This window comes from Arthrobacter tumbae (assembly GCF_016907495.1).
In the GTDB taxonomy this organism is placed as follows: Bacteria; Actinomycetota; Actinomycetes; order Actinomycetales; family Micrococcaceae; genus Arthrobacter_D; species Arthrobacter_D tumbae.
Window position 1 is genome coordinate 528,686 of the sequence record NZ_JAFBCC010000001.1, and the last position, 11,927, is coordinate 540,612.

Annotated in this window: 10 protein-coding genes; all 10 read right to left on the bottom strand. The window is 65.6% G+C overall.

Annotated features, from left to right (window positions below; all coding sequences use genetic code 11):
* Positions 1-84: 84 nt before the first annotated feature.
* Positions 85-288, bottom strand: a complete 204-nt coding sequence (locus tag JOD47_RS17845) for a tetratricopeptide repeat protein (RefSeq protein ID WP_204531617.1) — start codon at positions 286-288, stop codon at positions 85-87.
* Positions 251-604 (bottom strand): type II toxin-antitoxin system PemK/MazF family toxin, encoded by a 354-nt coding sequence (locus JOD47_RS02480; RefSeq protein WP_275577870.1) that lies wholly within the window; start codon positions 602-604, stop codon positions 251-253. Before JOD47_RS02480 ends, JOD47_RS17845 begins: the two co-directional genes overlap by 38 nt.
* On the bottom strand, positions 591-821 hold the full coding sequence (locus JOD47_RS02485; RefSeq protein ID WP_204531620.1) for a ribbon-helix-helix domain-containing protein: 231 nt from the start codon (positions 819-821) through the stop codon (positions 591-593). Before JOD47_RS02485 ends, JOD47_RS02480 begins: the two co-directional genes overlap by 14 nt.
* Positions 822-933: 112 nt before the next feature.
* Positions 934-1,980 carry an L-glyceraldehyde 3-phosphate reductase gene (mgrA, locus tag JOD47_RS02490; RefSeq protein WP_204531622.1) on the bottom strand — a complete coding sequence of 349 codons (1,047 nt, stop codon included), beginning with the start codon at positions 1,978-1,980 and terminating at the stop codon, positions 934-936.
* A 4-nt stretch (positions 1,981-1,984) separates the two neighbouring features.
* On the bottom strand, positions 1,985-3,592 hold the full coding sequence (locus JOD47_RS02495; RefSeq protein WP_204531624.1) for an FAD-dependent monooxygenase: 1,608 nt from the start codon (positions 3,590-3,592) through the stop codon (positions 1,985-1,987).
* Between the two features lie 13 nt (positions 3,593-3,605).
* Complete coding sequence (treZ, locus tag JOD47_RS02500) at positions 3,606-5,360, bottom strand: malto-oligosyltrehalose trehalohydrolase (RefSeq protein WP_204531626.1); 1,755 nt, start codon at positions 5,358-5,360, stop codon at positions 3,606-3,608.
* Positions 5,357-7,672, bottom strand: a complete 2,316-nt coding sequence (gene treY / locus JOD47_RS02505) for a malto-oligosyltrehalose synthase (RefSeq protein WP_204531628.1) — start codon at positions 7,670-7,672, stop codon at positions 5,357-5,359. Before treY ends, treZ begins: the two co-directional genes overlap by 4 nt.
* Before the next feature lie 45 nt (positions 7,673-7,717).
* Positions 7,718-9,904: a glycogen debranching protein GlgX gene (gene glgX, locus JOD47_RS02510; protein ID WP_204531630.1), complete on the bottom strand. Its 2,187-nt coding sequence runs from the start codon at positions 9,902-9,904 to the stop codon at positions 7,718-7,720.
* A gap of 95 nt (positions 9,905-9,999) precedes the next feature.
* The gene (locus JOD47_RS02515) at positions 10,000-11,538 is read right to left on the bottom strand and encodes an NAD(P)H-hydrate epimerase (protein ID WP_204531631.1); all 1,539 of its coding nucleotides are present in this window, start codon (positions 11,536-11,538) and stop codon (positions 10,000-10,002) included.
* A 10-nt stretch (positions 11,539-11,548) separates the two neighbouring features.
* Complete coding sequence (locus JOD47_RS02520; RefSeq protein ID WP_204531632.1) at positions 11,549-11,920, bottom strand: holo-ACP synthase; 372 nt, start codon at positions 11,918-11,920, stop codon at positions 11,549-11,551.
* Positions 11,921-11,927: the final 7 nt, after the last annotated feature.

Below are 11,927 nucleotides of genomic sequence, written 5' to 3' on the forward strand. Positions count from 1 at the left end.
GGGACCATTTCAACTCCTACCCTAATCCCAGCACGTAGGGGCAGTCCTTGCTCCCATGCCGATCATTTTGTGGGAGTGCTCCTCTTACCGCGACGAAACAGTCCTCGGAAGGTCTTCGGCGTACTCTGTAAGCGCTCTTCCATAGCCACCGAGCGTAGGAATGAGGGCGTTCAGAGCAGTCTGCAAAGCATCTCCGTAACGGCCTTCGTCATACAACGCTAGGGCGAGAAACGCCTTGCGCGCCGCTTCGTCATCGCCCCAGCTGCAGGTGGAGGCGCAATGCGTCATCGAGCTGTGCCATGACGTCCGCTGGAGCTCGCCCAAGGACCGCGCCCAGCCGCTCGACCGCGATCGAGCGGACCTGCTCCGCCTGGGCTTTGGAATCCTGCCGCAGGCCGGTCGAAGCGGCGGGCAACAACGTCTGGAACGGGAAGATTCGGTCGGTATTGCTGGTGACCGGTACGACGGTGATCACGCCACGGCCGAGCCGCGCCGCGATCGAGTTCGCTCGATCGTTGCTGACGATGACTGCCGGCCGTCGTTTGTTGGCCTCGCTCCCACGCACAGGGTCCAGATCGATGAGCCGGATCTCACCGCGTAGCATCAGCAAGCCCGTCGGCTGCGGTCATGCTCCACGCCGCCTGTTCATCTGATGCTTCCCACTCGTTCCAAGCGGCTTCGTAGTCCTGCTCCAGTTCGGGCAGGCGGAGCATGCGCACGGCATGGTGCAACGCGGCCGACCTCGAGGGAAGGCCAGCGGTGCGGACGAACTCGTCGAGGATGGCTACATCCTCCTCAGGCAGACTGACGCTAAGTTTCATACCCTCATGCTACCGCGGTACTACTGAGGTGAGCCATCCCGCACAATCCCTATTCGAACCGTGCTCGGGATGACCTTTCCCTGCGACCAACGCCTCGGGGTAAGGGTAGTTACTATGCCTCGAGCGCCTTGGCCCACAGGTTGATGTCCGACTCCACGGCGAACTCGTCGATCGCGTGCAGCTCGCTCTCACTGAAGTCGAGGTTGTTGATCGCACCCACGCTGTCCTCGAGCTGTTTCACGCTCGACGCACCGATCAGTGCCGACGTGATGGGCGAGCCCTTGCCCTGCGGACGCAGGATCCACGCGATAGCCATCTGGGCCAGCGTCTGCCCCCGGGACTCCGCAATGCCGTTCAGGCCGCGCACCCGCCGCAGGTTGTCCTCGGACAGGTGGTCCTCCGACAGCGACTTGTTCGACGCCGCACGAGAACCCTCCGGCACCCCGTTCAGGTACTTGCTGGTCAGCAGGCCCTGGGCCAGCGGTGAGAACGCAATCGAACCGGCGCCGGTCTGCTCCAGAACCTCGGGCAGGTTGGGCTCGCCGTTCTCCACCCAGCGGTTCAGCATGGAGTAGGAGGGCTGGTGGATGAGCAGAGGCGTGCCGAGGTCGCGCAGGATCGCCGCTGCCTCAGCCGTCTTCTCCGGGGAGTACGAGGAGATGCCGGCGTAGAGCGCCCGCCCGGACCGCACTGCGGTATCCAGTGCACCCATGGTCTCCTCGAGCGGAGTTTCCGGGTCTGGCCGGTGGCTGTAGAAGATGTCGACGTAGTCCAGCCCCATGCGGTTCAGCGACTGGTCGAGGCTGGCGAGCAGGTACTTGCGTGAACCGAAGTTGCCGTACGGGCCGGGCCACATGTCGTAGCCGGCCTTGCTTGAGATGACCAGTTCGTCGCGGAACGGTTTGAAGTCGTCCTTGAGGTGCCGGCCGAAGTTGGTCTCCGCCGAGCCATAGGGAGGCCCATAGTTGTTCGCAAGGTCGAAGTGGTTGACGCCGAGGTCGAACGCCCGCCGCAGGATGGCACGCTGCACATCGAACGGCTTGTCATCACCGAAGTTGTGCCACAGCCCAAGAGAGACGGCCGGCAGGTGCAACCCGCTGCGTCCCACTCGTCGGTACGGCATGGTGTCATAGCGGTTCTCCGCGGGGTGAAAGGTCATGAATTCATCCTAGGTCGCTAGTGGGCCCAGCCCCGAACCATTGATCGGGCAGATGCGCACGTAACCGCGACACCGCGGTATGCATCGGCGCCGCTCCCGCTACGAATCCGTCCGGACGCACGAGGTAGCACAGCCCCTCCTGAAGCCCCTTGCCGCCCGCCGCGGGAAATGAATGGACCGGCACTTTCAGGCCATGCCCGACGGCGGCAGCCACCTCCGCATCCACCTCGCCATAAGTGTGCACCTGCCAGGTTGCAGAGCGCAGAACTTCGAAATTCGGCCCGGTCCACGGCAGCCTCCTGCCAATCACCCGGCCGCGGCGCGTCCGGTGTGCGCGCGGTTTGCTGCCAGGATCGGGAGCCGACCCGGCGGCGTCGTTCGTTGGTTTATCAGAAGAGGTACCGTCAGGAGAGAAGCCGTCCATCCAGTAGTGGATGCGGATCTGGGACAGGTAGCCGAAGAGCCTGGGCGCGATGGGCAAGCGCGGAAGAAGCCGGATAGCCGCAGGGGCCAAGAGGCGCGGAGCGATGCGCCGGACGGTGCGGGCCAGCCGGCGGTCAGAGGTCACGAGGCCGAATACACGGTCAGTGCTGTTGACCAGGCGAAGCGCCACCGGGCGTCGCTCAGCCTCGTACCGGTCAAGCAGGGACTCCGACGCGCGCCCCTGAATCACTTCCGCCAGCTTGAACGCCAGATTGTGCGCATCCTGGAGGCCGGTGTTCATTCCCTGCGCGCCGACCGGGGAATGGACATGCCCGGCGTCCCCCGCAAGGAAGACCGGACCCTCCCGGAAACGGGCAGCAACGCGGTGGTGGATCCGGTACGTGGAGAACCAGAGCGACTCCCGGTAGGTAATGCCAAACACGGTATCGAGCCGTTGCCGCGCGAGCGACTCGGGCACGTCCTCACCGCCTGCGGTGCGCAGCACACCGAGCAGCCGGTGATGACCTCCCGGCCCCATGGGAAAACCGAGCAGGAACTCTTCGGCCCCGAAGCGCAGGTTCACGCTGTCCCCGGCCACGCCGGAGACACCGCTGACGTCCGCCACATAGAACGTGTGCTCGTTGGTCAGCCCCTCGAACGGAATCCCAGCAATCTTCCGGACGGCCGACGAGCCACCATCCGCCCCGACACAGAAACGCTCACGGACGCTCAGTAAACCGGCGGGCCCGCTGCACTCGGCGGTCACACCGCCGGCGTCCGGGGTCAGGTTGACCAGCGCGTGCTGCCATTCGACGGTTCCACCCAGTTCCTGCAGGCGGTCGAGCAGGATGCTCTCATTCCTGCTCTGCTCCAGGATGTGGAGTCCCGGATAGGGCATCAGCCCGGCACCGAACCGGCCGATCGGCACGGCGCCGAAGGACCGGCTCTCGTAGCCTGGACGGATTTTCACTGCCGAATAGCCCTCGGCGAGTACCCGGTCCACGACGCCCAGCTGGTCATAAATTTCCATGCTCCGCGAATGGACGCCGAGCGCCCTGGATTCCCGGGTGGGCCCGTCCTTGCCGTCCACAAGTATGGCATCGACACCGAGTTTGGCCAGCCAGGCGGCGAGCATCAGGCCGGTGGGACCGGATCCGACCACAAGCACATCCGTGCTGACCTCGCGCATGGCGACGCCTTTCCTAAACCTTCACGATCGCGGTCCCGTGCGCCGGAAGCGAGACCGTGCCGTCCCCGATCGACTCCCCTGGTTCGGTGCTGAGCAGGACCTTCTTCGCGGCCACCGGAATTTCCCGCTCGCCGTCAGCAAAATTCACGACGACGGCGGTGCCTCCCCGATGGAGCACCAGCCAGCGCTTGTCCTCGTCGAAGCTGACTTTCACTGACGTGAAGTCCGGGTTGTGCAGGTCCTTGTTCTTCCGGCGCAGCGCGATCAGGTCCCGGTAGATGTTCAGGAGGCGTGCCTGTTCCGGGCGCTCCTGCTCTGTCCAGTTGAGTTTCGCGGAGACGAACGTCTCCGGATCCTGGGGATTGGGCACCGTGTCCGGGTCCCAACCCATCTTCTCGAACTCCCTCAAGCGTCCTTCCGCCGTCGCCTTCCCGAGCTCCGGCTCCGGATGCGAAGTGAAGAACGGCCACGGCGTAAGCGCGCCGTACTCCTCCCCCATGAACAGCATCGGCGTGAAGGGCCCGGCGATGTTGAGTACCGCCGCCTGCGCCAGCTGTGCGGTGTTGAGCGAGGCGCTGATCCGGTCACCGGCAGCGCGGTTGCCGATCTGGTCGTGGTTCTGCGTACAGACCACGAGCTGGTGCAGGCTGTGCCTGGCCGGGTCAATTGGACGCCCATGTGAACGCTCGCGGAAGGATGACCAGGTTCCGTTGTGGAAGAAGCCTTCCGTATAGACCTTCGCCAGCGCACCGATTGAGTCGAAGTCCTCGTAGTAGCCCACCGTCTCCCCCGTGACGTTGACGTGGGCCGCGTGGTGGAAGTCATCGCTCCACTGCCCGGCCAGGCCGTAGCCGCCGACGCTGCGCGGTGCGATGAGCCTCGCGTTGTTGAGGTCAGACTCCGCGATGAGGAACAGCGGCTTGCCGAGCTCCGCGGCGCACCGGTCCGTCTCCACCGCAAACTCCTCGAGGATGTGGATGGCCCGCTCATCATGCAGGGCGTGCACAGCATCCAGACGCAGCCCGTCCACGTGGTAGTCCCGGAACCACATCAGCAGGTTCTCAATCACATACCGGCGGACCTCATCGGACAGCGGGCCGTCCAGGTTGAGCGAGTCGCCCCAGGTGTTGGATTTGCCCTCGGTCAGGTACGGAGCGAACATGCCAAGGTAGTTCCCACTGGGGCCCAGGTGATTGTGGACGACGTCCTGGATGACACCGAGCCCGCGTTGATGCGCTGCGTCGACAAACCGCTGGTAGGCCTCGGGCCCCCCATAGGTTTCCTGGACTGCGTACCAGAGGACGCCGTCGTAGCCCCAGTTATGGGTGCCGTTGAAGGCGTTGACGGGCAGCAGTTCGACGTACTGCACGCCCAGGCCCGCCAGGTAGTCGAGCTTCCCGATCGCAGCGTCCAGCGTGCCTTCCGGCGTGAACGTACCGATGTGCATCTCATAGATGACGTTTCCGTCCAGCCCGGGGGAAACCCAGCCGCTGTCGCCCCAAGAGTAGGCACCGGCGTCGAACGTGCGGGAGAGCTTGTGCACCCCTTCCGGCTGCCGGCGGGACCGGGGATCCGGGACCGGCTTCTCGGCGCCGTCGATCAGGTAGCCGTAGTCCACCTCACCGCCGGCGGGAGCGCCGGGCGCGGTCCACCAGTCACCCTCGCCGGAGACCATCGCGTATTCGGTTCCGTCAGCCAGCAGCGTTACGGACTGCGCCTTCGGCGCCCAGACATCAAACCTTGAGCGTGCTGCGAACGTCGGATTCATCGAGCTTCCTCCTTCACGAGAAGTGCCACGGGGTAGGTCTCAAACAGCCGCTTGGCCGGAACCGGCCCGCCCTCGAACCCGGTGCCGGTGATCGCGCAGCTGTAGGTGCCTTCCGGAAGGACGACGGCGGTGTCCCGCCACCCGCCGGCACGCTCCAGTCCCAGCGGGAGCCGCGTGACCGCTGCAACTGCACCACCGCGGTCGAAGGCGAAAACATGGTCAGCCGCGGATCCGGTGGACACCACCGAACGGTAACCGGAGAACAGTTCCGGGCGGTCCCTGCGCAACCGTAGGGCACGTGAGACCACAAGGAGCTTGGCCATACCGCCGCCGTCAATCTGCGGGAGCGCACCGAAGGCGAGGTCCACGAGCCCCTGTTTCCGGGCGGCGAAGTCCACCGGGCGCCGGTTGTCCGGGTCCACGAGCGAGGTCTCCCACAGCTCCGATCCCTGATAGACGTCAGGTACGCCCGGCATGGTGAGTTGCACGAGCTTCGCTCCGAGCGAGTTCGACCATCCCGGAGCAGCCGTCGTCTCCACCAGTGAGGTGATGAGGCCGTTCACCTCCGGACGATCGAAAGCCGCGTCCACGGCGTCGTGCATTTTCTCCTCGAACGCAGCGTTGGGCGCCGTCCAGTGGGTACTGGCATCGGCTTCCCGCGATGCCTTCTCCACGTAGGCATGCGCACGTTCCCGGCTCAGCGGCCACGCTCCGATCAGCGCCTGCCACATCAGCGATGCGAAGGCTGTGTCACCGATCGGTGCCAACCGGTTCAACTGCTCGAGGGCATCAGTCCACTCCCCGGCCAGCTCGGAGAGCACCGAGATGCGGGCCCGGGTGTCCTCGCCGCGCTTGGTGTCGTGGGTGCTGAGCGAGTTCATGGTCAGCGGAGAGGACTCCTGGCGCTCCAGCAGTGCACGGTGCACCTCATAGGTGCCCAGCGCAAAAATTGATGGGTCCGCGCCCACTTCATTCAGCGAGGTCAGCCGGTTGAACCGGTAGAACGCGGTATCTTCCACGCCTTTGGCCATCACCATGCCCGAGGTCTGCTGGAACCGGACAGCCAGCTCGGTAAGTTCCGCGTTCGGCTTGCTGAGGTACGGGTTCAGCAGGGGATGCAGTGCGTCGATCACGGACGCGAGGTCCGGCCGGCGGACCTTCGCGTTCAGCACCGCTTCGGCAAGGTGACCGGCGCCGTCGGGCAGGTAGCTGCGGTAGACGGGGAAGCAGGTGAGCAGTTCGGCAATCGCATCTGCGGACTGTTCCGGCTCAAGGTTCGCCGAGGCCGTCACCAGGCGGGCGAGCCGGAGCACCTCGGAACGCAGGATCCCGTCGGTGATGCCGCGCTTGGTCCCGTGGATCATGTGAACGAAGGGCTCGGTGGGAACCGCAGCATCCAGCGCAGGCTGGCCCGCCGGATCGACGAAGAGCCGGTCCACCACGGCGAGTCCGTCATAACCGGTGGTTCCCTCGCAGGCCCAGCGCTCCGGCAGCACCTCCCCCGGCTCCAGGATCTTCTCGACCAGCGTGTACGCGCCGCCCGATACTTCCCGCAGCCGCTCAAGGTAGCCCGCCGGATCCGCGAGGCCGTCCGGATGGTCAATCCGCACGCCATCAACGAGGGACTCAGCGAACCAGCGGCGAACCTCCGAATGCGCCTCGTCGAAGACCCACGGCACCTCCACCCGGACGCCGGCGAGGGTATTCACTCCGAAGAACCGGCGGTAGTTCAGCTCGCTGTCCGCACGGCGCCAGTTCACGAGCTCGTAGTGCTGCCGCGCGTGGACCTGGGCACCGGTGTCACCGGGGCGCACTGTCCCCTCGGCGATGGGGAACCGGTTTTCGTAGTAGTGCAGCTCGCCGTCCACCACCTTGAGCTGGTCTTCCTCGGTGTCACTGTCGCCGAGCACCGGCACACGGATCCGACCGCCGCCCGCGTCCCAGTCAACGTCGAAGGCCTCGGCATAGCGGGAGTCCGTGCCCTTGGCCAGGAGGTCCCACCACCATGCGTTCTGCGCCGGGGTGGCAACGCCCACGTGGTTGGGCACGATGTCCACGAGGACACCGAGCCCAGCCTCGTGGGCCGTCAGGCACAATGCATCGAACGCTTCCGTGCCTCCCCGTTCGGGGTCCACCGAGGTGGGATCGGTGACGTCGTACCCGTGGTCGGATCCCTGCTCCGCTGTCAAAACGGGCGAGAGATACACCCAGTCCGCCCCGAGGTCCACGAGGTAGGGCACGACATCTGCTGCAGCAGCAAGGTCGAAACTGGATCGGATCTGCAGCCGATAGGTGGACTTGGGTGTCTGCACGGTGTTCCTCCTGTAGGTGGGGTGGTTCTGACTGGCCCGGAAAGATCAGGCTGAGCCGGCCCGCGATGTGTTCTCGTTGGCGAGGATGGCCAGGGAGGCCGCGACCGAGTGATCCGGTTCCTCCACCTCTGCATGCGCCCGCAGCACCACCATTGCCTTCGCTTCCACTGTGACTTCCTTGCCGGCCGCTATGGGCTCCGAATCCGCGTAGACGCCGGCCGTGTCGATGACCTCATCCCACATGGGCCCGTACTCCTCCGACGGCACTGTGAACGTCACGGCCTTGTCATTGGCGTTGAAGTACAGCAGGAAGTTCGAATCGGTGATGCGCTGGCCCCGCTGATCGCGGCCGCGGATGCCGTCCCCGTTGAGGAAGACACCGATGGAACGGCCAAACCCGGAGTCCCAGTCCTCAGGTGCCATCAGTTCGCCCGCTGTGTCCAGCCAGACGATGTCCGGCAGCGCTTCGCCCTCACCGCGGCGGACGGGACGCCCATCGAAGAAACGACGACGGCGGAAAGTCGGGTGCTCAGAACGGAGCCGGTTGACTGCCGCAGTGAATTCGAGCAGCGGTTGGTCGAGGTTGTCCCAGTGCACCCAGGACAGTTCGGAGTCCTGGCAGTACGTGTTGTTGTTTCCCTCCTGCGTGCGGCCGAGCTCGTCACCGTGGGAGATCATCGGCACACCCTGCGAGAGCAGAAGGGTTGCGATGATGTTGCGCTGCTGCCGGACGCGCAGCGACTGCACTACCGGATCATCGGACGGGCCTTCCTCGCCGCAGTTCCAGGAGCGGTTGTGTGATTCACCGTCGTTGTTGTCCTCACCGTTGGCCTCGTTGTGCTTCTCGTTGTAGGACACGAGGTCCCGGAGAGTGAAGCCATCATGGGCGGTGACGAAATTGATCGAGGCGACGGGACGGCGTGCCGAGTGCTCATACAGGTCCGCTGATCCTGTCAGCCGCGCAGCGAATTCGCCGATGCTGGAGGGCTCACCACGCCAGAAGTCACGCACAGTGTCCCGGTACTTGCCGTTCCACTCAGTCCACTGCGGCGGGAAGTTACCCACCTGGTATCCGCCGGGACCAACGTCCCATGGCTCTGCAATGAGCTTGACCTGGGAGACGATCGGGTCCTGCTGCACCAGTTCGAAGAATGCCGACAGCCTGTCCACCTCGTAGAACTCACGGGCCAGCGCCGAGGCAAGGTCAAACCGGAAGCCGTCCACGTGCATCTCGGTGACCCAGTACCGCAGCGAGTCCATGAGCAGCTGCAGGGAGTGAGGGTTGCCGACGTTCAGCGAGTTACCCGTACCCGTGGTGTCCATGTAGTACTGCTTGTCGTCCTCCACCAGGCGGTAGTAGGACGCGTTGTCGATCCCGCGCATGGAGAGGGTGGGCCCCATGTGGTTGCCCTCCGCGGTGTGGTTGTAGACGACGTCGAGGATGACCTCAATGCCGGCGAGGTGCAGTTCCCGCACCATCGCCTTGAATTCCTGGACCTGCTCGCCCTCATCGCCGGTGGAGCCATAGGCGTTGTGCGGTGCGAAGAACCCGATGGTGTTGTAGCCCCAGTAGTTGGACAGGCCCTTGTCCTGCAGCGTGCTGTCATTGACAAACTGGTGAACCGGCATCAGCTCGATGGCGGTGACGCCGAGCTTCTGGAGGTGCGCGATGACGGACGGGTGCGCTACACCGGCGTAGGTGCCGCGCTGTTCCTCCGGAACATCGGGGTGCAGCTGTGTGAGGCCCTTGACGTGTGCCTCGTAGATCACGGATTGGTGATACGGCGTGCGCGGCATGCGGTCGCCGTCCCAGTCGAAGAACGGGTTGATGACGACGCCCAACATGGTGTGAGCGGCTGAATCGTCATTGTTGACGGAATTCTCGTCGCCGAAGTTGTAACCGAACAGCGCCTGATCCCAGTCGTACTCGCCGTGGATTGCCTTGGCGTAGGGGTCCAGGAGCAGCTTGTTCGGGTTGCAGCGGTTGCCCTCAGCCGGGTTGTTGGGACCGTGAACCCGGTAGCCGTACTTCTGTCCGGGAACCACGTGCGGAAGGTAGCCGTGCCAGACGTACCCGTCGACTTCCTTGAAGGCGACGCGGGTTTCAGAGCCGTCATCGTCGATCAGGCACAGCTCCACCTTCTCGGCGACCTCGCTGTAGAGCGCGAAATTGGTCCCCGTGCCGTCATAGGTTGCCCCCAACGGATAGGCATCTCCTGGCCACAGTTCCATATGTGCTCCTTGCTTGTTTGTGTCACCCGATCTGCTCGGGTGCGTTTCCTGCATCTTTTCATAGCGCAGGGATCTGACATTTCGGTGAACGGACGTTACCCGGTATAGACGGGCGGATCCCGCAGCAGTTCGTGGATGGCGCGCCCGATGTGGCGCGGCAGGTCACTCACCACAATCGGTCCGCGCTTCGCCGCGCGCTGACCGGCCAGGCCATGCAGCATCGCCGCAGCTGCTGCCAGCGCAGCCCAGCGCGACGACGACGGGAGCGCCAGGGGGGCACCGGCGTCGTTATTGCGGGCGTTGGTGGCAACCAGCGCGCCCAGGATCCCCGCGAGGGTGTCTCCCGAGCCGGCCGTGGCGAGCCACGGCGTGGCGTTGGCCTGGCTGAAAACCGTGCCGTCCGGCGCGGCCACCACCGTGGTGTAGCCCTTCAGCAGGACGGTGGCGCCGGTCGCCTCGGCGGCACGACGGGCATAATCCACGGGAGCTGCCTCAATGGCCTGCCGTTCCATGGTCTCCCCGCGGCGTTCGAGCAGTGCCGCCAGCTCGCCCGCGTGGGGCGTGAGAATCACGTGGCTACCGACCGCCTCCGGCAACAGCGGGAGCGCTCCGGCGTCAACCACGGTGGGCAATCCGGAGGCAATGGCGTCGCGGGCCCGCTGCCGCTGACCCGGGTCCTCGGCGGCGCCCGGCCCTACGAGCCACGCTTGCACATGGGAATCGGAGACTGAGCCGTGGGAGCAGACCGCCTCCGGATGGACGGTGTTGATGAGGGTAGTCACCGGGGCGGGCCCCAGGAACCGGATCATGCCGACGCCGGTGGCCAGCGCCGCTCCGGTGGCCAAAACGGCTGCCCCGGGGTACAGCGCGGACCCGGCGGCAATCCCCAGGACGCCGCGGCTGTACTTGTGGTCAGCCGGTTGCGGCCGTGCATAGAGGTGCCGGAAGTCGGCGGGCTCCAGCGAATAGACAGTGGGTTCGGGGAGCGTTTCAGCGAGTCCGATGTCGATGGTTGTGACCCGTCCGGCGGCGCGTGCTCCGGCGCCGGCCAGCAGGCCGGACTTCAACCCGCCGAAGGTGACGGTGAGGTCCGCTGCCAGAACTTCACCGGAGGACTCGCCAGTGTCTGCGTTGACGCCGCTCGGAACGTCGCATGCAACGACCCGCCCGGCCACTCCGCGCGCGTTGACCCGTCCGATCAGGTCAGCCGCCGCACCGCGCAGTCCACCGACGCCGCCCGTACCGAGAATGCCGTCGATCACCAGGTCAGCTGCAACCACCCGTTCAAGCACACGGTCCTGGGTAGCCGCGGTGAGGTGTTCGACCCGCCCGCCGGCGGCGCGGAAGGCGGCCAGCGCGTCGGTGTGCACGCGATCGGAGGTGAGTACCGCCGTCGTACCCGCTCCGCGCTGCTGCAGGCGGGCGCCGGCGTAAAGCGCGTCTCCCCCGTTGTTGCCGCTGCCGGCCAGTACGACGACGACGCGGCCGTAGCTGCCGCCGGTCGCCTGAAGTTCCGCTGCGCAGGCCTGTGCGAGGCCGTGCGCAGCACGCTGCATCAGCTCATCCCCGAGACCGGCCTCGAGCAGCGGGGATTCCGCGGCCCGGACCTGATTCCCGGTATAAGCACTAAGCATGCTTAGAATCCTACCGGGTGGTCTCCGGATATTCCCCTTCGGCCACCACCATGGCGGTTGCGACCCCGCCGTCGTGGCTGAGTGACAGGTGCCAGCGGTTCACTCCGCGCGCCTGGGCAACAGCCTTGACCGTGCCGGATACCTGGACCGTTGGGCTGCCGTTGGCGTCAAGGCCGATCCAGCAGTCCTGCCAGTTCATGCCGGCCGGAGCGCCGAGCGCCTTGGCCACCGCTTCCTTCGCGGCGAACCGGGCGGCCAGCGAGCGGGTGTTGAGCCCGCGCTCGGCCGCGACGAACAGACGCTCACGCAGCCCGGGCGTGCGCTCGATCTGGCGCTCGAACCGGGCCACGTCCACGACGTCCACGCCGATACCGATGATCACCGGTGCG